General features: G+C 71.5%; 17 protein-coding genes and 2 pseudogenes. 11 read left to right on the top strand and 8 right to left on the bottom strand.

Annotated features, from left to right (window positions below):
* Positions 1-20: 20 nt before the first annotated feature.
* Together ACIBAG_RS14190 and ACIBAG_RS14185 are read left to right on the top strand one after the other, a co-directional pair.
* On the top strand, positions 21-1,457 hold the full coding sequence (locus ACIBAG_RS14190) for an amidase (protein ID WP_399104650.1): 1,437 nt from the start codon (positions 21-23) through the stop codon (positions 1,455-1,457).
* 110 nt (positions 1,458-1,567) lie between these two features.
* Positions 1,568-2,164 carry a 2'-5' RNA ligase family protein gene (locus tag ACIBAG_RS14185; protein WP_399104648.1) on the top strand — a complete coding sequence of 199 codons (597 nt, stop codon included), beginning with the start codon at positions 1,568-1,570 and terminating at the stop codon, positions 2,162-2,164.
* A 7-nt stretch (positions 2,165-2,171) separates the two neighbouring features.
* Here ACIBAG_RS14185 and ACIBAG_RS14180 read toward each other — a convergent pair whose 3' ends face one another.
* Positions 2,172-2,444 carry a DUF6355 family natural product biosynthesis protein gene (locus ACIBAG_RS14180; RefSeq protein WP_399105418.1) on the bottom strand — a complete coding sequence of 91 codons (273 nt, stop codon included), beginning with the start codon at positions 2,442-2,444 and terminating at the stop codon, positions 2,172-2,174.
* Between the two features lie 257 nt (positions 2,445-2,701).
* Positions 2,702-3,082 carry a winged helix-turn-helix transcriptional regulator gene (locus ACIBAG_RS14175; protein WP_399104646.1) on the bottom strand — a complete coding sequence of 127 codons (381 nt, stop codon included), beginning with the start codon at positions 3,080-3,082 and terminating at the stop codon, positions 2,702-2,704.
* Between the two features lie 138 nt (positions 3,083-3,220).
* On the opposite strand from ACIBAG_RS14175, the gene ACIBAG_RS14170 reads away from it, so the two are divergent.
* Entirely contained in the window at positions 3,221-3,628 is a 408-nt protein-coding gene (locus ACIBAG_RS14170) for a RidA family protein (protein WP_399104644.1), read from the top strand.
* Between the two features lie 169 nt (positions 3,629-3,797).
* Here the strand turns inward: ACIBAG_RS14170 and ACIBAG_RS14165 are convergent, their stop codons facing one another.
* Positions 3,798-4,001: a hypothetical protein gene (locus ACIBAG_RS14165; protein ID WP_399104642.1), complete on the bottom strand. Its 204-nt coding sequence runs from the start codon at positions 3,999-4,001 to the stop codon at positions 3,798-3,800.
* 51 nt (positions 4,002-4,052) lie between these two features.
* On the opposite strand from ACIBAG_RS14165, the pseudogene ACIBAG_RS14160 reads away from it, so the two are divergent.
* Positions 4,053-4,424, top strand: a pseudogene (locus tag ACIBAG_RS14160) (TetR/AcrR family transcriptional regulator); the annotation flags it as partial.
* A 131-nt stretch (positions 4,425-4,555) separates the two neighbouring features.
* Here ACIBAG_RS14160 and ACIBAG_RS14155 read toward each other — a convergent pair.
* A complete protein-coding gene (locus tag ACIBAG_RS14155) occupies positions 4,556-5,476 on the bottom strand; it encodes a helix-turn-helix domain-containing protein (protein ID WP_399105416.1) in 921 nt (306 codons plus the stop codon).
* A gap of 515 nt (positions 5,477-5,991) precedes the next feature.
* On the opposite strand from ACIBAG_RS14155, the gene ACIBAG_RS14150 reads away from it, so the two are divergent.
* Positions 5,992-7,698: a trypsin-like serine protease gene (locus ACIBAG_RS14150; RefSeq protein ID WP_399104640.1), complete on the top strand. Its 1,707-nt coding sequence runs from the start codon at positions 5,992-5,994 to the stop codon at positions 7,696-7,698.
* Between the two features lie 139 nt (positions 7,699-7,837).
* Here ACIBAG_RS14150 and ACIBAG_RS14145 read toward each other — a convergent pair whose 3' ends face one another.
* On the bottom strand, positions 7,838-8,641 hold the full coding sequence (locus ACIBAG_RS14145) for an aminoglycoside adenylyltransferase domain-containing protein (RefSeq protein WP_399104638.1): 804 nt from the start codon (positions 8,639-8,641) through the stop codon (positions 7,838-7,840).
* Between the two features lie 189 nt (positions 8,642-8,830).
* Between ACIBAG_RS14145 and ACIBAG_RS14140 the strand changes: the two genes are divergently transcribed.
* The gene (locus tag ACIBAG_RS14140) at positions 8,831-9,361 is read left to right on the top strand and encodes a hypothetical protein (protein ID WP_399104635.1); all 531 of its coding nucleotides are present in this window, start codon (positions 8,831-8,833) and stop codon (positions 9,359-9,361) included.
* 81 nt (positions 9,362-9,442) lie between these two features.
* Here ACIBAG_RS14140 and ACIBAG_RS14135 read toward each other — a convergent pair whose 3' ends face one another.
* Positions 9,443-12,817: a pyruvate carboxylase gene (locus ACIBAG_RS14135; RefSeq protein WP_399104633.1), complete on the bottom strand. Its 3,375-nt coding sequence runs from the start codon at positions 12,815-12,817 to the stop codon at positions 9,443-9,445.
* A 370-nt stretch (positions 12,818-13,187) separates the two neighbouring features.
* Here ACIBAG_RS14135 and ACIBAG_RS14130 point away from each other — a divergent pair, with 370 nt between their 5' ends.
* The 4 genes from ACIBAG_RS14130 to ACIBAG_RS14115 all read left to right on the top strand — a co-directional run bounded on the left by ACIBAG_RS14130 (position 13,188) and on the right by ACIBAG_RS14115 (position 20,911).
* Positions 13,188-15,260, top strand: coding sequence for a SpoIIE family protein phosphatase (locus tag ACIBAG_RS14130; RefSeq protein WP_399104631.1), 2,073 nt, complete (start codon positions 13,188-13,190; stop codon positions 15,258-15,260).
* Between the two features lie 189 nt (positions 15,261-15,449).
* Positions 15,450-17,888, top strand: coding sequence for a SpoIIE family protein phosphatase (locus ACIBAG_RS14125; protein WP_399104629.1), 2,439 nt, complete (start codon positions 15,450-15,452; stop codon positions 17,886-17,888).
* A 361-nt stretch (positions 17,889-18,249) separates the two neighbouring features.
* Positions 18,250-19,641 carry a family 2B encapsulin nanocompartment shell protein gene (locus ACIBAG_RS14120; protein ID WP_399104627.1) on the top strand — a complete coding sequence of 464 codons (1,392 nt, stop codon included), beginning with the start codon at positions 18,250-18,252 and terminating at the stop codon, positions 19,639-19,641.
* Positions 19,634-20,911, top strand: coding sequence for a SufS family cysteine desulfurase (locus ACIBAG_RS14115; protein WP_399105414.1), 1,278 nt, complete (start codon positions 19,634-19,636; stop codon positions 20,909-20,911). The genes ACIBAG_RS14120 and ACIBAG_RS14115 overlap by 8 nt, the downstream gene beginning before the upstream one ends.
* Before the next feature lie 116 nt (positions 20,912-21,027).
* Here ACIBAG_RS14115 and ACIBAG_RS14110 read toward each other — a convergent pair.
* Positions 21,028-22,316 (bottom strand): annotated as a pseudogene (locus tag ACIBAG_RS14110) (ArgE/DapE family deacylase).
* Positions 22,317-22,499: 183 nt separating this feature from the next.
* Between ACIBAG_RS14110 and ACIBAG_RS14105 the strand changes: the two are divergent.
* On the top strand, positions 22,500-22,715 hold the full coding sequence (locus ACIBAG_RS14105) for a hypothetical protein (protein WP_399104625.1): 216 nt from the start codon (positions 22,500-22,502) through the stop codon (positions 22,713-22,715).
* 140 nt (positions 22,716-22,855) lie between these two features.
* Here ACIBAG_RS14105 and ACIBAG_RS14100 read toward each other — a convergent pair whose 3' ends face one another.
* Positions 22,856-24,940: a glycoside hydrolase gene (locus ACIBAG_RS14100; RefSeq protein ID WP_399104623.1), complete on the bottom strand. Its 2,085-nt coding sequence runs from the start codon at positions 24,938-24,940 to the stop codon at positions 22,856-22,858.
* Positions 24,941-25,211 lie beyond the last annotated feature (271 nt).

The raw sequence follows: 25,211 nt of genomic DNA, 5'->3' as shown, positions 1-25,211 counted from the left end.
AACGGGAAGGACCACACGTCATGCAGTCGCCCATCGACCTGTTCACACCGGCTGTCGAACTCGCCGCGGCCATACGTCGCAAGGAGGTCAGCCCGGTCGAAGTGGCCGACCGCTGTCTCGAGCGCATGGACGAGCTCGACCCCCGGCTGAACGCCTTCTGCCACCGGGCCGACGACGACGTACGCAAAGCCGCGTCCGCCGCGGCCGACGCGGTGGTGCGGGCCGGGTCGCCCGACGAACTGCCGCCCTTCCACGGCGTCCCGCTGCCCGTCAAGGATCTCGTCGACGTGGCCGGGTGGCCGACGACGTACGGCTCCGCGGGTGCCGGGACGGCGCCGGCCGTGGCGTCGGACCCGGTCGTGCAGCGGTTGGTCGACGCGGGCTTCGTCCTGCTGGGCAAGACCACCACCTCCGAGTTCGGCACACTGCCCTTCACCGAGAGCGAGGCCCTGGGCATCTCGCGCAACCCGTGGGACCCGGAGCGCACGCCGGGCGGGTCGTCGAGCGGAGCGGGTGTCGCCGTCGCTGCCGGGATGGCGCCCATCGCCCATGCCGAGGACGGTGGGGGTTCCATCCGCATCCCCGCGTCGTGCAACGGCCTGGTCGGCCTCAAACCCACCCGTGGCCTGGTCACCAACGCGACGGTCGAGGTGGAGGGGCTCGCCACCAGCGGCGTGCTCACCCGCTCGGTGGCGGACTCCGCGGCCGCGCTCGATGTGCTCGCGCGCCACGATCCGGGTGCGTGGTGGTCGCCGCCGACCCCGTACAGGTCTTTTGCCACCGCCCTGGAGGCGGACCCACCGGCCGGGCTGCGGATCGGTGCGCTCACCGACTCACCGATCGACGGCATAGCCGTGGACCCGGCGTGCGCGGCAGCCGTGGACGTCGCTCTCCGGGCACTCGATTCGGCCGGCCATCCCGTCGTCGACACGCGCCTTGCGCTGCCCCCGGCCGAGGAGTTGGTCGCCGCGTTCACGACCATCTGGAACATCGGCGGTGCCGGGATCGCGCTCGCGGACCCGGACGGAGTCGAGCCCCACAATCGTGCCCTGCGCGAGGCGGCACGGTCGGTCGACTCGTGGGCCTACGCGGAAGGTGTGCGCAAGACCCAGCACTTGTCGCGGCGCATTGTCGAGGCCTTCGTCGCGGGCTTCGACCTCCTGGTCACTCCCACGATGGCCTGCCTCCCCCCACCGGTCGGCGCCTGGCGGGCGGGGACCGCGGACAATCCCGTGATGGCGCTGCGGAACAGCTACCCGATGGGGGTGTTCACGTCGGTGTTCAACGTGACGGGCCAGCCGGCGATCTCACTCCCCCTCCACCACGACGAAGCCACCGGCCTGCCCGTGGGCATCCAGATCGTCGCCGCACCGTGGCGCGAAGACCTGCTGCTGCAGGTCTCCGGCGTTCTGGAGCTCACGCACCCTTGGGTGGACCGCCGCCCGCCTGTCGGCTGACGCCGCCGGCCGAGTCCCCTCGGACGCGCATCGCCGCCGTCCGGGGCGTCACCCTCACCCTGGAGAGCCCGACTCGGTGATCACAGTGCCCGATTTGGGACCATGGCACTGTGGACGGAGATCCGGTCTTCGGCGGGGCCGAGCCGGTGGACGCGCTCGATGTGGCGCCGACGCCCCGGACGGCGGTGGCGTGGCTGCCTCCGCGCGAGCTCTGGCCGGCCATTCAGGACATCCGCTGGGAGCACGACCCGCAGGTGCGACGGTGGCCGCCGCACGTGAATCTGCTTTTCGGCTTCGTGCCGGAGGAGGAGTTCGAGCGGGCCGTACCGCTACTCGCCGCAGCGGCGGCGAAGAGCGCGGCGTTCACGGCCCGCCTGAGCGGTGTACGGCACTTCCGGCACCGGCACTATGCGACGGTGTGGCTCGATCCGGCCGCTGCGGATCCGGCGCCATGGGCTCGTCTGCGCCGCGAACTGCTGCTGCGGTTCCCGCTCTGCCACGGACGCGGCGGCCGCTTCACCCCGCATCTCTCCCTCGGCCGCACCCAGAATCCCGGACCCCTGGCCGCCGAGTGTGCCGTCCGGCTCGGCACACTGTCGGCGGCGGTCGAGGAAGTCGTCCTGCTCTCCCGTCGCGGCGACGAACCCATGCGGCCCCGGGTCGTGGTCGCACTGGGCACGGGAGAGGTCCGGGCGTCCCTGGAGTGACTGGTTGTCAGCAGGTGCGGCCGACGTAGTAGGCGCCCTGGATCTTGTCGGCGGAGCCCAGCCAGGTCCTGCCGGGCGCGACACACCGCTCGTAGTCGGGCGCCAGGGCCACTTCGACCTTGATGACCACCCTTGAGCCGTCGGACGTGCAGTGGTTGTAGTAGGCGTCGGAGCCGGTCTCGTAGAAGCCGCACGGGTCTGCGGCCGCCGGGGTCGCATGGGCGGTCAGGGTGCCGAGGGACGTGAGCACGAGGGCGGCGGAACCGAGAACGCCGGTCACCATACGACGAACACGCAAGGGAACTCCTTGGGCAGTGGAGGACGAGTTGCCTGGAAAGGCCTTTGTCCGCCGGTCAGTTGGATACCGGAACAGAATCCCCGCGCCGCTCGGCCAGGTTGATCGACTGTCGCGCCGTTCACCTGACGAATCGATTGTTCGCTACTTCGATGTGGTGATCTTGCGGAGTTCTCAAGTCCGGCCCGGACAAACCTGCACAAGCATCGCCTCCCGGTACGCGCCGGGCCGTTCGGCGCGCGTCAGCCGTTGAAGCGGCGCCGCGATTCCTCGATGTGGCCCAGGTATGCGTGGGTCCAGTCGCACATCCCGTCGATCGTCACCCGCAGCGCCCGGCCCGGCTCGGTGAGGGTGTACTCGACCTTGGCCGGCACCGTCGGGTACACCGTGCGGTCGACGAGGCCGTTGCGCTCCAGCATGCGCAGGTTCTGGGTGAGCATCTTGTGGCTGATGCCCTCGATCCCGTCCCGCAGCTCGCTGAAGCGCAGGGTGCGGTCTCCGATGCACTCGATGATCAGCAGCGCCCATTTGTTGGCGATGTCGGAGAAGATCTCCCGCGCCAAGGAGTCCGCGCGCGTCACATCCGCTGCGTCCACCGAGCCCTTGAGCTGCTTGGTTCCCATCTGGTTCCCCAGTCACCGAAAAGTGCGTTCTTCCACGTCAGCACATACTCTCCTACGGTTCCCGGGTAACCACAAGTGACCACGAGCGCCCAGGTCCGGAGCCAGGGGCGCCCTGGTTCGAGGAAGAAGGCGGGCAGCATGGCCATCACCCTGGTGAACCCCACGGGACTGCCGGAGATCGACGCCTATCGGCAGGTGTCGGTCGCGTCCGGTTCGAAGATCGTCTTCATGGCCGGACAGGTCGCCTGGGACGCCGACGGCGTCACCGTCGGCGAGGGCGACCTCGCCGCCCAGGTCGAGCAGTGCTACGTGAACGTCGCCACCGCTCTGGCCGGGGCCGGCGCCTCCTTCGACGACGTGGCTAAGCTGACCGTCTACGTCGTCGACTGGACCCCCGACAAGATGCCCCGGCTCATGGACGGCATCTCCCGCGCGGCCCAGCGGCTGGGCATCACCGCGGCGCCGCCCGCCACGCTGATCGGCGTCGCGGCGCTGGACGTACCGGAGCATCTGGTCGAGATGGAGGCCACCGCGGTCCTGGACTGACACCGGCAGCGGGGAGGGCGCGCTCAGGGGCGGCGGGGGTAGCTCAGGGGCGGGGGTCACAGGCCTTCCGCGGACTGCGGTGCGCCAACCAGCGGCCCATCCCACCTGCCGCCCACAGAAGCCACACGCGCCGCCCACCCGCGCTCCGCCTGCCGACGGTTTCCCTCGCCTACCGGTTCGGGCTGGTCACGGAGGCCGTCCGGAGCGACAGCTCCCCTTCGGCCACCACCCGGAAGGAGTTGGGGGGTCGTCCGGTCACGCGCCGGACGGTGTCCGTGGTGCGGTCCTCGGCCCCTTCGGCGATGGCGCGGTCCATGTCGGCCAGCATGATGGCGAACTCGCTCGGCACCCCCGCGTCGAGCCGGTCAATCATGGCGCCGTATGTCAGCCGGTGACGGGTCACCGGGCGGCCGGTCACCTGCGTCTGAGGCACGCCGTCGAGGAAGGCCCCGCACCGCTGGGCCCCGCCACGCCACCGCTGCGGCACGTGCCGGCGCCGCTCGACGCCGTGCTGTGCTTCAAGCTCGACAACCGCCATCTCGCGCCGGCCCTCGAGACCACCGGCTCGGACAGCCCGTACCGGACGGAGCACTACGAGCGCTGGCACGCCCTGCTCCGGGACCTGCTGGACCGCGTCCCTGCGGTGGCCGACAGCGAGTTCGCCGCCCACGGGCTGCTCGCCGCCACCCGGGCGGATCTCGTCGAGTACCTGGCAGGCGAGAAGGCAGTGCCGCGCGAGGAACTGCGCACGCAGTTGGCGAAGTTCACCGCAGGGGTGCTTGGCAGCGGCGCGTGAAGCGGTCGGCTGCAGTTCCTCTCCGATGGGCCTGCGGCGCGGCGCTCACCAGGGCGAAGGCGAGGTGCACGGCGGACGGTCGGACGGTCCCCCGCGCCGCCCGACCGGCCATCGGCTGTACAGCGGGGACGCTATCGTCCGGCGGCCGGGGCGGTCTTGGACGAATTTGCACTCGCCGAGAGGGCCACAGCCCCCTCCACCCGGCGGGAGGCCACCAGCCGTCCGGGGGTGGTGCCCGCGATGGCCCGGAACTCGCGGTTGAGGTGTGACTGGTCGTAGAAGCCGCAGGCCGTCGAGATGTCGGTCAGGCTCGCGGTCCCGCGGCCGAGCAGCGCCACGGCGTGACGGAAGCGCAGCACGCGGGCGGACCCCTTGGGTGTCAGCCCGATCTGCTGGGTGAACCGCCGGATCAAGTACCCCTGGCTCCAGCCCACTTCGGCGGCGATCCGCGCGATCGGCATCGCCCCCGCGCTGCCGGAGAGCAGTCGCCAGGCGTGGCCGACCTCGGGTGCGGGCTCCGGACCGCGTCCGAGCCGGGCGAGCAACGCCGCGTCCAGCAGGTCGAACCTGGCCGCCCAGTCCCGGGTCGACGCCAGCCGATCCACCAGCGTCCCGGCCTCCGGCCCCAGAACGTCCCGGATGTCGACGGCCAGATTGGTCAGCTCGCTCATCGGCATGCCGAAGAGCCGGTAGGCCCCGAGCGGCGTGAACTCGACCCGGATCGCCTCCTGGCCGCCGGGATGCACACAGAGCGCGGGCCGGTCCTCCAGCCCCACCACCAGCGAGCCGATCCTCCCGCTGCCCTCGCCGGCCATGCCCAGCCGTCGTACCTGGGAGAACGGCTCCGCAAGGCTGATCAGCAACGTGGCACACCCACTGGGCACCAACCGCGCCTCGTACGGCGAGGTCACCGCTTCCCAGTAGCCGACGTAGCTGCGCAGATACGGTCGCAATCCCGGGTGCCAGGGTCGCGTGACCCGCCACAGACCACCGAGCCGTATGACCTCGACCGCACCCGCAATCGCCGTGGCGCCCATCGCACCATGAACCACCACGAGGCTCACCTCACCCCCGAGGGACCGTCCGAGCAGCCACCTGGCAGCTCCGCCGTACCCTCGTCGGCCGTCCGTCGTGACAACCGGTCATCGCATGTGTTTCACAGTATCCATGGTGCCGCAGCCAACTCACGGGGGAAGGGAGCGGAGTTGGCGTGCAGACAGGTGCACATCGGTGCCTGCCGGGTTCGTACGGCCCGAACGTGTACGTGCGTTACGTAGTTTCGCTACTGAACTTGGGACCGGGCGCGCGGGCCCGTCGGCAGGCCCGACCGTCCCCGCGGCCGTAGTCTCCCGCCCCGCCGACCCCGGCTGTGAGCTGGGCGGAGTCGCCTCCGGCCGTTGCCGCATCCCCCGCCTCATGCGACCAACGAGTCCCGGATGCCTACCACTTCGGGGACAAAACGCCACGTCCGGCCGTGGTTAGCCTTGGCGCGCCGACGGCGGAAGATCGTCGGCATTCCGGTCGAAAGCACGCTCGGGGGCGTGCTTCATCTGTGCATGGAGGTTGGGTGATACACACTCAGCACGGTCAGGGCTCCGGGGTGCGTCGTACACGCCGTGCCCTCGCCGCGGCCGCACTGGCGCTGGGGCTGGTCAGCGGCGGCGCGACGGCGTTCCCCGCGTCCGCCGCGGCGGGGGATTCGGCGGTGGACAGGAGCGTACGTCGGTTCGCCGCGGAGAGCGGTGCCGGCTCCTCCTCGGGCCGGGTCGCTCCCATGATCGTGGGCGGCTCCGAGACCACCATCGGGCAGGCCCCGTACATGGTCCAGATCTTCTACCTGGACCCCTCCGACCAACTGTGGTTCTGCAACGGCGCGTTGATCGCGCCGAACAAGGTGCTGACCGCCGCCCAGTGCGTGCACGGCCGCAACCTGACCAACCGGGACCGTGCCGTGATCGTGGGCGGCACGACGTACCGAGGAGACCTCGACGGCGGGACCCGTATCGGGATCAAGCGCCAGTGGACGCACCCCTCCTACAGCCCTTCGGGAGTCACCCACGACCTCGCCGTCCTCACCCTCGACGGAACACTGCCGTACACCCCGCTCAGGACGGCGTTCGGCAGCGACAGCGCGCTGTACCAGCCGGGGGTCCGGGCCACGGTCCACGGCTGGGGCGTGACCGGAACGGCCGACGGCGGGTCGGGCGAGTCGGACGCGCTGAAGACGGCGACCCTGCCGATCCGGGCGGACTCCACCTGCGACACCGCGCTCAAGACGGCGCTCGGCGGCCGGGACGCCTTCGTGGAGTCACTGATGACCTGCGCGGGCGAGCCCGCCACCGGCGACGACGCCACGACCACCACGCCCTGTATGAGCGATGCGGGAGCCCCGCTGGTCGTGAACGGCCGTATCGTGGGCGTGTTCTCCTGGGGCGTCAGCGACAGCGAGAAGTGGTGCGGCGTGCGGGGCACCTATCCGGTGTTCACACAGACCGGCGCCTATGCCGGTGCGACGCAGGCGCGGACGTTCGACACCGATTTCTCCGGTGACGGCAGGGCCGACCTGTTCGCCCGGAAGTCGAGCGGTGGCACCGCGTACGCGTACAAGGGCGCGACGCTGACCACGCGGAGCTCAGCCGGCGGCGGCTGGGGCGGCTACAACAAGGTGCTGCAGAGCGACCTGAACCGTGACGGCGTTCTCGACTACGTCATGCGCACCACGTCGGGCGTCGTGCGCTGGCGGCACAAGTCCTCGGGTCAGTGGGTGAACAGCCAGATCGCCACGGGGTGGACGGGCGTCCGGCAGATCCTGGTGCCCGGCGACGTCAGCGGTGACGCCCTGCCGGACCTGCTGACCGTGGACTCGGGCGGCACTTTGTGGCGCTACCCGGGCAACGGCAAGGGCGGCTTCGGCAGCCGGGTCGAGCTCGGCACGGGCTGGCAGGCGTACGCCCAGGTGGTCGCGCACGGCGACTTCACCGGTGACGGGCGTCCCGACGTGGTCGGCCGCACCTCGGCCGGTGCGCTGTACATCCACCCGAGCGGCACGACCGGCACCTACCCCTTCGGCTCCCGCAGGCTGGTGAGCCGGTCGGTGTTCAAGTCGGCCACGGCGCTGGCGGCGGTCGGCGACGTGAACGGTGACGGCAGGGCCGATCTCGTCACCCGAACGGGCTCCGGCACGCTGTGGCTCCATAAGGGCAACGGAAACGGCACCTTCGCGACCGCGGTGAAGGGAGCCACCGGACTCAACTCCTTCAATCTCTTCGGCTGATCCGGACGCGCCCGAGCCGGTCCCGTTCCTTCCTGCGGGGCCGGCTCGACGGTCTGCCGGCGCGAGGCGGAGGTCTCCGGCGACCCGTCGTGGACGGCGGGGGCGCCACTCGAAGGAGCGATGCGGCGAGTCCGGTGCCCTACTCCCGCCGGTCCGCGGCCACGGTCTCGTCGACGCATGCGGCCACCCAGGCCAGGAAGGCCTGTACGTCGGTGGTGGGCAGTGCGGTCGCTGCGGCGCGTGGGCGTTCGTAGCTGCGCAGGGCTGCGCGGACGAGCGGTCGGAAGCGTTCCTCGGACGCGGCGACCGCCTCCGCCGCCCGGCGCTTGGCCGGCCAGCGGCCCGTTCGGCAGAAGTGCACCGAGCGGCAGCCGTTGAGGACCCGGTTGTCCGCGAGATGTCCCTCGCCCTCGCTGTGCTCACTGATCGAGGCGCGAATCGCCGTGAGCAGGTCGGGGCGGGCGGGTTCGGCGATCACCGCCCGCGCGGGGCGGCCGTACAGCACTCGTCCGGCCTGATGAGCGACGGAGCGGTCGATGACGTACCAGAAGGCCGGGGATCGCGTCGGGTCGAAGCTGACCCGGTCGGGCAGTGCGGGCCCGGTGTTGAGGTCCAGCAGGTACCCGGCCGCACCGGACGGCCGGGCGGTGAAGTCCGCGTCGTAGACCACCAGCTCCAGCCCCGCCGCCGGGCAGGGCAGCGCCGGGTGCGCGAGCGCGGTCGCCAGGTCGGACAGCGCCCGCCCGGGGAGGGAGGCGTCCACGACCACGGTCACGTCGGTGTCGCTGCGCCCGTGCCGGTAGTCGCCGAGCGCGACCGAGCCGACCGCGATGACGCTCACCAGGTGAGATCCGCACAGGGCGTGTGTGCGGTGAACGACCTCCTGGAGGTAGGGGCGGAGTTCGGTGGGGACGGAGTGCGGGTCCGCGAGGGTCCGGGTCATACGGTCAGTGTCCGTCGAGGCCGGAAATCGACGAATGCCCGAGAACGTCCGGACCACGTGACATGCCAGGGCTGCCGGGGCCTCCGGTATCACGCCGATGTCGGGGCACTGCACCGTGCGGGAGACGGGCATCGCGCCATCCCCCGAGGGGCAGACGGCGTGCGCGCGGCCTGCCTAGCCTCCCGGGCCATGCGATCACCACGTACGAGCCGCATGGGTCTCACCGCCGTCCTCGGCCTTGTGCTCACCGTGTGCGGGCTCGCCCCCAGCGCGAGCGCGGCACCGGCAGCGGCACCGGCCGACCTGACGTTCACCACCGACGCCGCCACCACGACTCCCGGCGGCACGGTGAAGCTCTCGATGACGATGACCGACAACAAGACGTACGACGTCCTGTTCGTCCACCAGACGATCGAGCCCACCTGGCTCACCACCCAGCGCCCCGACCTGAAGTACGGTTTCCCGGGCTGCGCCCTCATCACCGCCGCCGGCAACACACCCTGTTCCGGCACCGGCCCCGGCAACCTGGGTCCGAACCACGGAGCCACCATCACGCCCGGACAGAGCCGCACCGTGACGCTGACCCTGCAGGTCGCCGCCGGTTCGGGCTGCAACGGCGACATCGGCTTCTACTCGTACTACTACGCCGAGTTCGGTGACGCGACGAACACCAGTGGCGGTCCGGTCTTCACGCCGGAGACCCGGGTGGTCTGCGCCTGACGTCCGACCCGCGGGCCGGCCAGGCCGGGCCGAAGCCCCGCGCATCCACCTCCCCCTGCGCGGGGCTGTACGGCAGTCGGCTCAGGCGAGTTCGACCAGGAGATCGCCGCCCTCGACCTGCTGGACGCGGGTGATGGCCAGACGCGCCACCCTGCCGGACTTCGCCGCGGTGATCGACGCCTCCATCTTCATCGCCTCGATGGTGGCGACCGTGGCGCCGGCCTCCACCTCGTCCCCCTCGGCGACCGTGAGGGTCACCACGCCGGCGAACGGCGCCGCGACATGGCCGGGATTGGCCCGGTCCGCCTTCTCCGTCACCGGGACGTCGGAGGCCGCCGCCCGGTCGCGGACCTGGATCGGCCGCAACTGGCCGTTCAGGGTGGACATCACGGTGCGCATGCCTCGCTCGTCCGCGTCGCCCACGGCCTGCAGCTCGATCAGCAACCGCACCCCGCGCTCGAGGTCGACGGCGTACTCCTTGGCCGGGCGCAGCCCGTAGAAGAAGTCCTTGCTGTCCAGCACGCTGGTGTCGCCGTAGGTGTCACGGTGCGCCTCGAACTCCCGTGTCGGTCCCGGGAACAGCAGCCGGTTGAGGGTCGCCCGCCGATCCTTCGCCAGCCCCTCACGGTCGTCGGCGCTCAGGTCCCGCACCGGCTTGGCCTCGGCGCGGCCCCGCAGCGCCTTGCTGCGGAACGGCTCGGGCCAGCCGCCGGGCGGGGTGCCCAGCTCGCCGCGCAGGAAGCCGATGACGGAGTCGGGGATGTCGAAGCGGTCCGGGGTCGACTCGAAGTCCTCCGGGGACACTCCGGCGCCCACCAGGTGCAGCGCCAGGTCACCGACCACCTTCGAGGAGGGCGTGACCTTCACCAGGCGGCCGAGCATCCGGTCGGCGGCGGCGTACATCGCCTCGATCTCCTCGAACCGGTCGCCGAGGCCGAGTGCGACCGCCTGGGTGCGCAGGTTGGAGAGCTGCCCGCCGGGGATCTCGTGGTGGTAGACGCGCCCGGTCGGCGAGGCGAGGCCCGCCTCGAAGGGGGCGTAGACCTTGCGGACGCTCTCCCAGTACGGCTCCAGGTCACCGACGGCCTGGAGGTCCAGGCCCGTCGGCCGCTCGGAGTGGTCGGTCGCGGCCACGATCGCCGACAGCGACGGCTGCGAGGTGGTACCGGCCATGGAGGCCACCGCCCCGTCCACCGCGTCCGCGCCCGCCTGGATCGCGGCGAGGTAGGTGGCGAGCTGGCCGCCCGCGGTGTCGTGGGTGTGGATGTGGACCGGCAGGTCGAACTCCCGGCGCAGCGCCGACACCAGCTTCGCCGCGGCCGGTGCCCGCAGCAGGCCGGCCATGTCCTTGACGGCCAGGACGTGGGCGCCCGCGTTCACGATCCGCTCGGCGAGCCGCAGGTAGTAGTCCAGGGTGTAGAGCTGCTCGGAGGGGTCGGACAGGTCGGAGGTGTAGCACAGGGCCACCTCGGCGACGGCCGTTCCGGTCTCCCGTACGGCCTCGATGGCGGGCCGCATCTGGTCGACGTCGTTGAGGGCGTCGAAGATGCGGAAGATGTCGATGCCGGTGGCCGCCGCCTCCTGCACGAAGGCGTCCGTCACCTCGGTGGGGTACGGCGTGTAGCCCACGGTGTTGCGGCCGCGCAGCAGCATCTGCAGGCAGATGTTCGGTGCCGCCTCCCGCAGGGCCGCCAGGCGCTCCCACGGGTCCTCGGCGAGGAAGCGCAGGGCGACGTCGTACGTCGCGCCGCCCCAGCACTCCAGGGACAGCAGCTGGGGAAGGGTGCGCGCCACCACCGGGGCGATGGCGAGCATGTCCTTGGTGCGCACGCGGGTGGCGAGCAGGGACTGGTGGGCGTCGCGGAACGTGGTGTCGGTGACGCCGATGGTCGGGGAGGCGCGCAGCCAGTTCGCGAAGCCCTCGGGGCCGAGTTCGACGAGTCGCTGCTTGGACCCGGCCGGGGGCTCACCGGCGGGCAGCGCGGGCAGCTTGGTCAACGGGTCGAGCAGGTCGGGCCGTTCGCCGTGCGGCTTGTTGACGGTGACGTCGGCGAGGTAGGTGAGCAGCTTGGTGCCGCGGTCGGCGGAGTGGCGGGCGGTGAGCAGGTGCGGGCGCCGCTCGATGAACGACGTGGTGACCCGGCCGGCCTGGAAGTCGGAGTCGTCGAGGACGGCCTGCAGGAAGGGGATGTTGGTGGCGACGCCGCGGATGCGGAACTCGGCCACGGCACGCCGGGCGCGGCCCACCGCGGCGCTGAAGTCCCGTCCTCGGCAGGTGAGTTTGACCAGCATGGAGTCGAAGTGGGCGCTGATCTCCGTACCGGCATGGGTGGTTCCGCCGTCGAGGCGGATGCCCGAGCCGCCCGGCGAACGGTAGGCGCTGATGCGGCCGGTGTCGGGCCGGAAGCCGTTGGCGGGGTCCTCGGTGGTGATACGGCACTGCAGCGCGGCACCGCGCAGCGTGACGGTCTCCTGGGCGAGGCCGAGGTCGGCCAGCGTCTCGCCGGCCGCGATGCGCAGCTGTGCCTGCACCAGGTCCACGTCGGTGACCTCTTCGGTCACCGTGTGCTCGACCTGGATACGCGGGTTCATCTCGATGAAGACGTGGTTGCCGTCGCGGTCGAGCAGGAACTCCACGGTGCCGGCGTTGCGGTAGCCGATCTGCCGGGCGAACCGCACCGCGTCGGCGCAGATGCGGTCGCGCAGGTCGGGGTCGAGGTTCGGCGCGGGCGCCAGCTCGATCACCTTCTGGTGGCGGCGCTGCACCGAACAGTCCCGCTCGAACAGGTGGATGACGTTGCCCTGCCCGTCGGCGAGGATCTGCACCTCGATGTGGCGGGGTTCCACCACGGCCTTCTCCAGGAAGACCGTGGCATCACCGAACGCGGAGGCCGCCTCACGGGATGCCGCCTCGATGGCCTCCCGCAGCTGGGCGGGATCCTCGACGCGCCGCATGCCGCGCCCGCCGCCGCCCGCGACCGCCTTGACGAAGACGGGGAAGCCGATGTCCTCGGCTGCGCTCACGAGTGCGTCCACGTTGGTGGACGGCGCCGAGGAACCCAGCACCGGCACCCCGGCCGCGCGGGCCGCCGCCACCGCGCGCGCCTTGTTCCCGGTCAGCTCCAGGATCTGCGCGCTCGGTCCGACGAACGTGATGCCCGCCTCCTCGCACGCCCGGGCCAGATCGGGGTTCTCGGACAGGAACCCGTAACCCGGGTAGACGGCGTCCGCTCCCGCGCGGCGCGCCGCGCGAACGATCTCCTCCACCGAGAGATACGCCCGGACCGGATGCCCGGGCTGGCCGATCTCGTAGGCCTCGTCGGCCTTGAGCCGGTGCAGGGAGTTGCGGTCCTCGTGCGGGAAGACGGCGACGGTGCGCGCGCCCAGCTCGTAGCCTGCGCGGAACGCCCGAATCGCGATCTCGCCGCGGTTGGCGACCAGCACCTTGCGGAACATCCTGGATCCCTTCAGCCTGCCGGTGACTGAGAGCCTGGGTCATATTTCCGGCCGGATCAGCGCGCGCCGTCCGGTGCGTGCGGTCGCAAGGCGCCGGAGCGCCCTCGTGGCGGAGCCACGTGGGCGTTTCGGCAACGCGGCTGGGCCCCCTGCTCAAAGAACTTGGGGGAGTGCGTGCCAGGCGTCGCGCGCCCGGCCGGAGATAAGACTCAGGCTCTGAGCACCCATGGTGTCGGGGGCGTTCCTCCCACGCTATGTGAGCCGGGCCACTTATCGATGATCGATCACCGACCCGCGCCCGCCCGCCCGGACGGGCCTAGGCTGTCCTTGGGCCTTATGTGGTCAAGGGTCGTGTGAGCGAGGTGCCCCTATGACCAGCGCGAGTCACCGCGGTGCACCGGCGCACGACGCGATCGGCGAGACGCCGGGCCGGCCCGTGTCGGCGGCGGGGCATGCCGGGGTGTTCCAGGACCTGCTCCCGCTGGCCCTGTGGGTGGTGGACGCCGACGGGCGCCTGGTGCAGTGGTCGCTCGCCGCGCAGGACCTGCTGGGTCACACGCCTGAGCAGATGGTGGGGCAGGAAGCCAGGCGCGTCCTCGTGCCCGAGGAGAACCTGGAGCTGGCCGACCGTCTGGGCCGGACGGTGCGCAAGGGCGCGGCGGTGGTGGCGCGGCTTCCGGTGCGGCATCGCGACGGGTCCCTGGTCGACATGGAGATGTGGCACTGTCCGATCGCGGATGTCCGGGGGCGTCCGGGTGTGCTGGCCATCGCCGCGGAGACATCCGCCGTGGAGCGGATGCGGGATGCGCTTGCCGCGCTGGAGGGACTCTTCACCCAGTCCCCCATCGGGCTGGCCATGCTCGGTCCGGACCTGCGCTTTCTCCGGGTCAACGAGGCGCTGGCCCGGATGGACGGCGTCCCGGTCGCCCAGCACGTCGGCAGGCGCGTGACGGAGGTCGCCCCCGGTGCCGGTGCGCTGGAGTCGGTGATGCGGGAGGTCCTCGACCGCGGTCAGGCGGTGGTGGACTTCCGCCACACCGCCGGCTCGCCCCCGGAACGGCAGCGGACGTGGTCCTGCTCCTACGCGCCCCTGCTCGGCGGTGCCGGCCGGCGGGTGGGGGTGATCGCCTCGCTCATCGACGTCACGGAGGGGCAGCGGGCCCACCTGGAGGCGGAACGGGCACGGCAGCGCCTCGCGCTGCTGGCGGAGGCAGGTACGCAGATGGGCTCCACCCTGGATCTGACGCAGACCGCGCGGGAGGTGGTCCGCGTCCTGGTGCCCCGGCTCGCGGACTCCGCCGACGTCCAGCTGCTGGAGGAGGCGGTGGCCCCCGACGAGACCGCCGCCTCGGCGCACGGCGTGGTCCGGCGCGTCGCGGCCACGTTCACGGACCCTGCCGCGCCCGCCGACTACCTCGCGGTCGGCATGACCCTTCAGGTCCCGCCCGGCTCGATGTACGAGCGGCTCATCAGCGAGGGACGGCCCATGAACCTCTACCTGAGCGACATCGGCCCGCTGGTCCCCACCCCGGGCGCCGAACAGCTGCGTGAGTACCTGCGCGACCGCGTGGGCTCGGCGCGCCTGATCCCGCTGGTGGCCCGGGGCACCGTGCTCGGCGCGGTCGCGGTCACCCGGACCCGGGATCGGGAGCCGTTCGACGACCAGGACACCCTGCTGATCGACGAGCTGGTCGCCCGCGCGGCGCTGAACATCGACAACGCGCGCATGTACAGCCGGGAGCGCGACGCGGCGCTCACCCTCCAGCGCAGCCTCATGAACCCGTCCCTGCCCGACGTCAACGGGCTGGAACTCACCGGGCGCTATCTGCCGGCCGGCGATCACGAGGTCGGGGGCGACTGGTTCGACGCCATCGCCCTGTCGGGCGGCCGGACCGCACTGGTGATCGGGGACGTGATGGGACACGGCATCCACGCCGCGGCGGTCATGGGGCAACTGCGCACCGCCGTACGGACCCTGGCCCGCCGGGACACCGCGCCCGACGAGGTGCTGCGCGCCCTGGACACCGCCGTGGCGGACCTGGGCGAGAACGAGATGGCCACTTGCCTGTACGCCGTTCACGATCCGGTCACCGGCCACTGCCTGATCGCCAGGGCGGGCCACCCGCCGCCCGTCGTCGTCGACGAGCGGGGAGGGGTCGACTTCCTGGACGGCCCCGCGGGCCCGCCCCTGGGCGTGGGCGGGCAGGGCTGTGAGGTCCAGCGGACGGTCCTCCCGCCCCGAAGCCTCCTGGTGATCTACACCGACGGTCTGATCGAGACCCGGGGCACCGACCTCGACGAGGGCATGCGCCGGCTGGCACAGGCGCTACGGCAGCCCGGGCGCCCCCTGCGACAGGTCTGCGACGACCTCCTGGCCCACGTCATGCCCGAGGTGGCGGACGACGACGTGGCGGTGCTCCTCGCCCGGGCTCTGCCCCGGTGAGCCCGGGGGGGGTTGGACCGGGAGCCGTCGCGGACCTGGGCTCGCCCGACCGCAGGCGCAACGACCAGGCGCGAGACGCCCGCACGGCCGATACTGGGAATCAGCCACTGCAAAGCCAGTCACGCGGAAAGGCAGGAGCGCCGGGGCTCGGCACCACTGGCCCCGTGAACGGCGCGAGATGGGTGGGCGATGCACAACACATCCCCGACGTGGCTCAGTGAGAGCCCGGACGATCCGTTCTCGGTCCACCGATCCGCGTCGGCCGTCCTGGACGGTCGCGGACGTGTCGTCGGGTGGAGCGAACAGGCCACCGCGCTTCTCGGGTACCAGGCCGACGAGGTGCTGGGCCGTGCGGCGCGCGAGGTCCTGATCGCCGACGGGGACGAGGCCGTGATCGCCGAGGCGAGCGCCGCGTGTCTGCGACAGCGCGGCTGGTTCGGGCTGCTGCCGGTCCGGGACCGTGCGGGCCACCGCGTGTTCGTGGGGTTCAGGGCCCGGAAGGTGCGGCGGCTGGACTCCACCGACGAGTGGCTCCTGGTCGGCTCGCTCGCCGAGGACATCGTCCAGTGGGACATCGACCGGGCCGTGCTGGACGGCTTCTTCCGCCGGTCCCCCGTGGGCGTCGCGGTGCTCGGTCCGGACCTGCGCATCCTGCGGGTGAACCGGGCGATCGCACGGTTCGGCGGGCTGCCGACGGAGGCGTACCGCGGGCTTCGCACCGCCGACTTCCTGCTCGGGCCCGACACCAAGCTGATCGAGGATCGGCTCCGGGGGGTTCTGGCGACGGGCCGGCCCCTGATCTTCGCCGAGCAGCGCTGCCGGTTGCTGCGTGACCCCCAGAAGGAACTGATCGTCTCCGTGTCCGCCTTCCGGATGGAGGACCCCTCCGGCAAGGTGCTGGGCGCCACCGAGATCGTCGAGGACGTCACCGACCGGCACCGGGCCCGCCGGCGGCTCGCCCTGCTCAACGAGGCGGGCGCCAGGATCGGCAGCACCCTGGATGTGGCCAGGACGGCGCGTGAGCTGGCGGAGGCGGCGGTTCCGGCGCTCGCCGACGCCCTCTCGGTGGATCTGCTGGAACCCGTGCCCCGGGGCGAGGAGCCGGCTCCCGACGCCATGGGCCCGCTGCGCAGGATGGCGGCGCGCAGCATCCTGCCCGACGCCCTGCGGGTGATGTATCCCGCCGGCCATCTGTTCTCCTTCCCCGAGGACACGGCACCGTCTCGCTGTCTGGCCGAACGGCGTCCCGTGCTGGAGCCCTTCCTGGAGGGCAGACGCGAATGGGTCGCCGCCGAGCCGGAACGGGCCGCGAGGGCGCTCGCGATGGGTGTCCACTCGCTGATGGTGGTGCCGCTGGCCGCGCGCGGTGTGGTCCTCGGCCTGGTGTGTCTGTGGCGCGCGCAGCGCCCTGAGCCGTTCGAGGAGGACGACCTCACCCTGGCGGAGGAGTTCGCCGCCAGGGCCGCGGTCTGCATCGACAACGCCCGTCGCTACACCCAGCAGCACAACGCCGCCGAGGCCCTCCAGCGCAGCCTGCTGCCCGGTGAGGTGCCCGAGCACCCGGCCGTCGAGACAGCGCACCGCTATCTGCCCGCGCATGCCTCCGCCGGTGTCGGCGGCGACTGGTTCGACGTCATCCCCCTGTCGGGACTGCGCGTCGCGCTGGTCGTCGGCGACGTCGTGGGGCACGGCATGCACGCCTCGGCGACCATGGGCCGGCTGCGCGCCGCCGTGCACACCCTGGCCCACCTCGACCTGGCCCCGGACGAGGTCCTCGCCCGGCTCGACGACCTGGTCGACCACCTGGCCACCGAACAGCGGGGGGCCGACGGGACCACCCCTCCGATCGTGGGCGCGACCTGCCTGTACTCGATCTACGATCCCGTCTCCCGGCACTGCGTCATGGCACGCGCGGGGCACCCGCCGCCGACCGTGCTGGGTCCGGACGGCCGGGTCCGCCCGATCGACCTCGCGGCCGGACCACCGCTCGGCGTGGGTGGCCTGCCGTTCGAGGCGGCCGAGGTGGAACTGGACGAGGGCAGCCTGATCGCCCTGTACAGCGACGGGCTGCTCCTGGCCGGCCAACGCGACATCGACCAGGGCCTGGCCCTGCTGCGCTCCGCGCTGGCCGGTCCCTTCCATTCGCTGGAGCACACCTGCAAGGCGGTGGAGGACCTGATGCTGCCCGAACGGCCCACCGATGACGTCACCCTGCTGCTGGGGCGGACCCGGGTGCTGGCGGCGGAGAACGTGGCCACCTGGAAGCTGTCGTCCGAGCCCACCGCGGCCGGCCGAGCCCGGACGCTGGTGAGCGACCGGCTGACCGAGTGGGGGCTGGAGGAGTTGGCCTTCACCACCGAACTGATCGTGAGCGAACTCGTCACGAACGCCTACCGGTATGCCGGCGGCCCGCTGCAACTGCGACTGATCCGCGACGGCCATCTCATCTGCGAGGTCTCCGACACCAGCAGCACCTCTCCCCATCTGCGCCAGGCCAGCAGCACCGACGAGGGCGGACGCGGCCTGTTCCTGGTGGCCCAGCTGTCCGAACGGTGGGGCACGCGCTACGGCCGCAACAGAAAGACCATCTGGGCCGAACAGCCGCTGACGGCGCGCCAGGGCGAGTGATGTCCCGGTAATTGCGGCTTCAGGCAAACAGGGCCCGAAAACGGTTCACATAAGCGCGCCTTTAAGTTACTGAAAGTGGTGATACGGGGCCACATCAAGCCGTCCCCAGGCAATTGACGGCACGTCGGACCGCTCGTCGTCGCCGCACCCTGAAGATCGTCAGCCCGCCCCTGGCCCTTGGTGGCGCCGCCTGCCGGCGTGCACGGCGTGGCGCGCCCGCCCCGCCCACCGTCGTGCGTTTTCGGCCCGCGCTCAACCGAGCGGCGCCCCGCGCATCTTGTGAGGCGTTGCCTCCGCCTGCACGATCGGGCTCGCTCGTACGGAAGTCCGTTCCCGGATCGATCCACTCGAGGAGGCCCTTGTGACGACCGGCCGCACCACACTCAGCCCCGAGGCCGCACGGCAACTCGCGACAACCACCAAGACGGCACCGCAGATGCGCGGCATCACCCCTCGCTACCTCCTGCGCGCCCTCCCCTGGGTCGACGTCGAATCAGGCGTCTACCGCGTCAACCGGCGCCGCACCTACGTCCTCGGCGACGACCGCATCGGCACCCACACCGACGAGGGAAGCCCGCGCGTCATCCCGGGCGACTTACGCGAGATCCCGTACCTGCGCGAGACCGACGACGCGCTCCTCGACCAACTGGCCGACGCGTTCACCGAGATCGGCTTCGAGGCCGGGCAGGTGCTCGTCCAGGAGGGCGACACCGCCGAGCACCTGTGGGTGATCGTCCGCGGCCGGGCCGAGAAGCGCGCCGCCGGGCGGTACGGCGACGAGGCGCTGATCCAGGTCATCGGCGACGGGCAGTACTTCGACCTGGAGGCGTGGACCAGGGACGAGCCCATGCCGTACGCCGTCAAGGCCGTCACTCCCGGCGTCGCCCTGCGCGCCGAGCGTTCCGCACTCGCCGGACTCATGGACCGCGAGGAGGCGCTGCGCGGCGCGGTGGAGTCGTACACGGCCGACGGCATGCCCGCACCCGGCACCGAGGCACCCATCGACCTGAGCAGCGGTCATGTGGGTGAGGTCGACCTGCCGAGCACGTACGTCGACTACGAGGACCTGCCGCGTGAGTACCACATGACGCTCGCCCAGACGCGGATGCTGGTGCACTCCCGGGTCGCCGACCTCTACAACGGGCCGATGGACCAGACGCGGACCCAGGCCAACCTGACCGTCCAGGCCCTGCGCGAGCGGCAGGAGAGCCTGATGCTCAACCACCCCGATTCGGGTCTCTTCCACAACGTCCCGGCCGGTCAGCGCGTACAGGCCCGCACCGGCGCTCCCACCCCCGACGACCTGGACGAACTCCTGGCGAGGGTGTGGAAGCAGCCGGCGTACTTCATCGCGCACCCGAGGGCCATCGCCGCGTTCGGCCGGGAGTGCACACGGCGGGGAGTGCCTCCGGTGACGGACAGCCGGTTCGGCAGTCCGCTGCTGACCTGGCGGGGCGTACCGCTGCTGCCCTCCGACAAGGTGCCCTGCCCGGGCGGCTCCGGCAGCTCGGCCGGCACCACCGAGATCCTGCTGATCCGGATCGGGGAGGCCGAGCAGGGCGTGGTGGGCCTGCGCCCCGCGGCCGTACCGGACGAGGTCGAACCCGGCCTGTCCATGCGGAACATGGGCATGGACCAGAAGGGCATCACGTCGTACCTGATGACGGCCTACTTCAACACCGCCGTGCTGGTGGACGACGCCATCGCCGTACTCCAGAACGTCGAGGTGTCCAAGTACCATGACTATGCCTGACGTCAGCGCGCCGCTGGTGCCGCGCCCCTCCGTGGGGGTTCAGGGCCGACCGGGCGGCTTCACAGCGGAGTCGGTGCGGCAGGACTTCCCCGTCCTGCACCGGACCGTCAACGGCCATCCCCTCGTCTGGCTCGACAACGCGGCCACCACCCAGAAGCCGCGTCAGGTCATCGAGGCGCTCACCGCCTACTACAGCACCGCCAACTCCAACATCCACCGCGGCGCCCACACCATGGCGCGGGAGGCCACCGAGGCGTACGAGGCGGGCCGGGCTGCCGTCGCCGACTTCCTCGGTGCGCCCAGCCCCGACGACGTGGTCTTCGTGCGCGGCACGACGGAGGCCGTCAACCTCGTCGCGCAGACCTGGGGCCGGGCCCATCTCGGGCCGGGCGACGACATTCTCGTGCCGGTTCTCGAGCACCACTCGAACATCGTGCCGTGGCAGCTGATCGCCAAGGAGACCCGGGCCCGGGTCGTGCCGGTACCGCTCACACGGAACGGGGAGATCGACCAGGACGCGTACGCCGATCTGCTCTCCGCCCGCACCCGACTCGTCGTCATCAGCCACGCGTCGAACGTCCTCGGCACCGTCCCGCCCGTCAAGGAGATGACGGCCCTCGCCCACCGCTACGGCGCCAGGGTCCTGGTGGACGGGGCACAGGCCGTCGCCCACTTCCCCGTCGACGTCCTGGACTTGGGCGCGGACTTCTACGCCTTGTCCGGGCACAAGCTGTTCGCGCCCACCGGCATCGGCGCCCTGTACACGAGGCAGGAGATCCTCGCCGGCATGGCACCGTGGCAGGGCGGCGGCAACATGATCGAGTCCGTGGACTTCGGGAAGACCACGTTCGCGGCCGTTCCGCACAGGATGGAGGCCGGCACCGGGCACATCTCGGGGGTCATCGGACTGCTCGCCGCCGTGAACTGGCTGACGTCCCTGGACCGCGCGGCCGTCGCCGCGTACGAGGATGCGCTGATGTCGTATGCGTTGCAGGCCCTTGCCACGGTGCCCGGACTCGAGCTGATCGGTTCGGCGCCGGACCGGATCGCGGTGCTCACCTTCACGCTCGCGGGGCACGATCCGGCCACCGTCGCCGACTGGCTGGACCGTGACGGGATCGCCGTCCGTGCCGGCCACCACTGCGCCCAACCGGCCCTCGCCCACTACGGGTTGGAGTCGGCGGCGCGAGCGTCCCTCGCGCTCTACAACACGTCCGACGACGTGGACCGGCTCGTGACGTCGCTGCGCGGACTGCAAGCAAGCGCCTGACGAAAGGAGAGTGGGGACTCAGCGGGTCCGTCCGGCCGGTGACGGCCGGGCGGACCCGCGGCGGATCACGCCGGCCGATCCGTTCGGCCGCCGGCCGGGCCGGCGGATTCGTTCGTTCACTTCGTGCCGACCGTGCGGAGCACCGTGAGCACGAGTGCGCGGATGACCTGGACGATCTCCGGGACGGCCACCTGTTCCTGGGCGCTGTGGGCGAGGCGTATGTCGCCGGGACCGAACTGCAGGGTCGGGATGCCCGCGGCCGCGTAGAGCCGTAGATCACTGCCGTAGGAGGCTCCGCGTTCGGCGGGCACGGCGCCCCGGTTGGCGGCAACGTGTGCTTCCCGTACGACGTCCCGCAGCGGATGGCCGACGGGCAGGCGGCCGCTGGCGAACTGACCGCCCGGCCACGTCACCGTCGCGGGGTGGTCGCGCAGCCAGGGGTCGGCCGCGCACGCCTCGGCCACGCGCGCTTCGAAGGCGGCTCGTGCCGTCGCGGGGGCCTCGTCGAGCCGGACGCCGAACCGTCCCTCGGCGACCAGCAGGTCGGGGACGCTGCTGGCCCAGTCGCCGGAGCGGACCGTGCCGACGGACAGGGCGTACGGGATCGGGTACTCCGCCATCAGCGGGTCGGGGTCGGTGTTCCGGTCGGCCTCCAGCTCCGCGAGGGCCCTATGGATGGGCAGGTACGCGTCGATGGCACTCACGCCCTGCTCGCGGGAGCTGGCGTGCGCGGCCAGCCCCGGGACGGCGATACGGAAGGTCAGCGCTCCCGCGTTGGCGGTGATCAGGGCGCCGCCGGTCGGCTCGGTGATGACACAGGCGTCACCCGTGTGGCCGCGCTGGAGGGTCCCGAACGCGCCAAGGCCGCCGTCCTCCTCGCCGACCACGAAGTGCACCGCCACCCGGCCGCGCAGCCGCACGCCGCTCGCCCGGATCGCCGCCAGCGCCGCGAGGTGGGCCACCAGCCCGGCCTTCATGTCGCAGGCCCCCCGGCCGTGCACCGTGTCTGCGACCACCCTCGGTACGAACGGGTCCCCGTCCCATCGCTCGAGATCGCCGGGCGGCACGACATCGACGTGGCCCTGGAGGATCAGGGTCGGCCCGTCACCGCCGTTCTCCGTGACTCCCACGAGCCCCCATGCCTCGTCCCGCGGTGCCTCCGAGCCCGGGAAGTCCGGGTGCGCCAGCAGCGCGGGCAGATGCATGGACCACAGGTCCACGTCCAGTCCCAGGCGTCGAGCCGCCCGGCCAGGTGGTGCTGGAGCTCCGACTCGGCCGGGCTGCCGGTCACACTCGGTATCGCGATCAGCTCAAGGAGGCTCCGGGCGATGGCCGCCTCGTCGATCGCCGCCAGCGCGGCAGCCTCCTGTGCGCTCAACTCGGCACTCAACCCGTCGGTGGTCATGGGCGGTTGCTCCTGTCGCGGGTTCAGCGCGTCACTGCTGCGGGCATCGTGCCGGACTGCTCCGGATCCTAGGGCGCGGCCATGGGATGCTCAATCTCCATGTTCGCGACAAGCCGGCCCATCGGCCTTGGAGCCACACGAGCCCCGCATGCGCGCATCCGGCGCAGGCCGCACCCTGGTGCCATGACCGGCGTACAGCCCATCACCGTCTACCCGCCGGCTGCCGACGGCGGCCGGCGCGTCCGCGTGGACGATCAGTTCGTGGGGATGGCGTACGGGCTGCTCGACATCGTCGAGTTCCTGCGCCTGGCGGGCCTGGAAGACGTCGACGACGACTGGGTACGGCAGTCCCCTCTCATCGAGTGGCGGGGCGGTGGGCCGGATCGCTGGGAGCCCTGAGCCTTCGGGCAGGACGCGGCCGCACCACGCCGGTGAACCGACTGGCACATGGTGCCGTCGGCCCGGCCGCGCGGACGCGGCGGCCGGGCCGACGGGGTCGTGGGCGAGGACTCGGGACGAGTCCCTGCCGGGCCGAGCTGTTACCCGGCTTGTGAGGCGTCGGTGTCGGACGCGACGTCGGCCGTCACATCGGTCACCTTCCAGCGCTGGTTGGCGCCCGAGTTGGGCTGCCAGAGGCCGACGCGGGCGCCCTCGCTCGTGGACTGGCCGGCGACGTCCGGGAGCTGGCCGGTCGCGGCGTTGACGAGCGTCCAGGTGCCGTCGCCGGTGGTCGACATGATCCACTGCGCGGCGTCGTCGCGGACGCCCTCGTCGGGCTCGGCCACCAGGGCGCCGTCACGGACGGCCAGCCGCTTGCCCTCCGTCGCCTCGGCGAAGACGTACCGCTTCCGGTTGTCGGTGCCGCGGATCTGCTCGAGCCGCCACTGCTGACCGCTCGGGTCGGCGGCGTCGGCGCTCCTGATGACGAGGCCCGTGCCGTCGTCGGCGATCGTGAGGTCCTTGCCGCTCTGGACGCCGGTCAGCCGGTAGGTGTGGCCCTTCTGGAGCTCGGCCGCGTCCCTGGCGACGCCGGACACGCCCTTGACGAGGAAGGACGTCACGGACTGGGCGGGCACGGTGATCGTGGCCTGCTTGCCGGCGACCCGGACCGGCCGCTGCCGCTCCAGCTTGCCGTCGGCGCTGGTCACCACCGGGGTGACGGTGGCGTGGGAAGAGACCCGCCCGAACTTCGACAGGTCGAGGGTGACCTCGCGGGCCTCGGCGGTGCTGTTGACGTGCACGACGGTCGCCGCGTCGCCCTTGCGGGAGAGCGCGGCCGTGCTGGAGGTGTCGTTCGTCTTGATCAGCCGGTCGCCGGGCTTGATGTAGTGGGTGAAGTTGCGGGCGGTGTCGAACTTGGTGTTGGTGTAGATCGGGCAGCTTTCGAGGGTGTCCTTCGAGGTGCACTTGAAGGAGAGCTGGATCTCGCCCCAGTTGCCGCCCTTCGCGGACTCACCGCCGGGCTTCATGTTGTCGTAGTCCTCGACGGGCTGCCAGAACACCCAGGCGCGGGGCTCCAGTTCACGAAGGTCGTCGACGATGCGCTGGGCGAGGCCCAGGCCGGGTCGCATGTCCGTGAAGCTCTGGCCGTCGCCCCAGTCGCCCTCGACCTCGCTCATCCACAGCGGCTTGTCCGCGGCCTTGGCCAGGTCGCGCACGGTGGTGCGCTGGCCGGTTCCGTAGGTGTGGACGTTCATCTGGCCGACCAGGTCGCGGACCTCCTGCGGGTAGGAGTTCCAGTTGGTGGCGAAGGTGCCCGGGTTGGTCTCGTCCATCGCGGAGATCTCCGCGTTCGTCCGGGACTTCTCCAGCGTGGGGGCCAGCGCGCGGAGCACCTTCTGCTGGAGTTCGGGGCCCATGTGGGCGCCTTCCTGCCGGCCGCCGACGGGCTCGCCGTCCGGGCCGAGTTTGGTGCCCCAGTAGTTGGTGTTCGGCTCGTTGAACGGGTCCAGGGTGTCGACCTTGATGCCGTGCGCCTTCTCCAGCCGCTCGGTGGCCCCCACCAGGTACTCGGCGAAGTCGTCGACGGACTCGGTCTTGAGCTGGTCCTTGCCCGCGTCGAAGTTGCCGGAGACGTAGCCGCTCTCGGTCATGAACCACGGCGGCGAGTTGCTGAACGTCTCCCAGTGGGTGATGTCCTTCTTGATGCGGTCCACCCACCAGCGCTGCGTCTTGTCGGCCTTGTCGTTCCAGTCGGCCGGGTCCTCGGCGTCCCACCAGTCGACGTCCTCGCGTGTGGTGCCCGCCGGGGCCTTCCACCAGCCCTCGACCGCTCCGCCCGCCCGCAGGTAGTCCTTGACGTCCGGGGCGTTGCCGCCGCCGATGTTGTAGCGGGCGATGTTGAGGGCCAGGCCGTCGTCCCCGAAGAGGAGCTTCGCCAGCTTCTCGCGTATCGCGGGCGGGTAGTCGCCGGTGGCGTTGGCGAACCAGACCAGGCTGGTGCCCCAGCCCTCGAACCGTTCCTGCCGGTAGGAGGGGTCGGGCCGGACGGTGACCGCGGCGGCGGCCGCGGCCGTGTCGGCGTGTGCGAGGGGCAGCGTGGTGGTGGCCAGGACCGTTCCGGTCGCCAGGGCGGTGACGCCGATGGCCCCGAGGAGCCTTCTCTTGCGGGTGCGGTGTGCCATCTCGAGTACTCCAGCTCTTCTGCGTGCCGCTCGTCCCGGCGGGGCGCAGAGATCGGGGCCCGCACGGGGCGATCTGGTGCGTTTCGGTGCGTTCTCGTATGGTTTGGACTAGCCAATGTTTACGTAAACATCCACTGCCGCGATGTCTACACTGTGCGAATCTCGGCGGTCAAGGAGTGGTCCGGGACCGAAAGTTCGGACCGAAAGTTGCGTGACTGGGGGACGGAATGGACACGACTGACGAGGGTGGCCGTACGCCGGCACGAACGCG

Origin of the sequence: Streptomyces sp. NPDC051243, from assembly GCF_044455405.1 — a bacterium.
Lineage (GTDB): Bacteria > Actinomycetota > Actinomycetes > Streptomycetales > Streptomycetaceae > Streptomyces.
The sequence above is the reverse complement of the archived record's forward strand: the minus strand, read 5'-3'. Positions and strand labels throughout refer to the sequence as shown.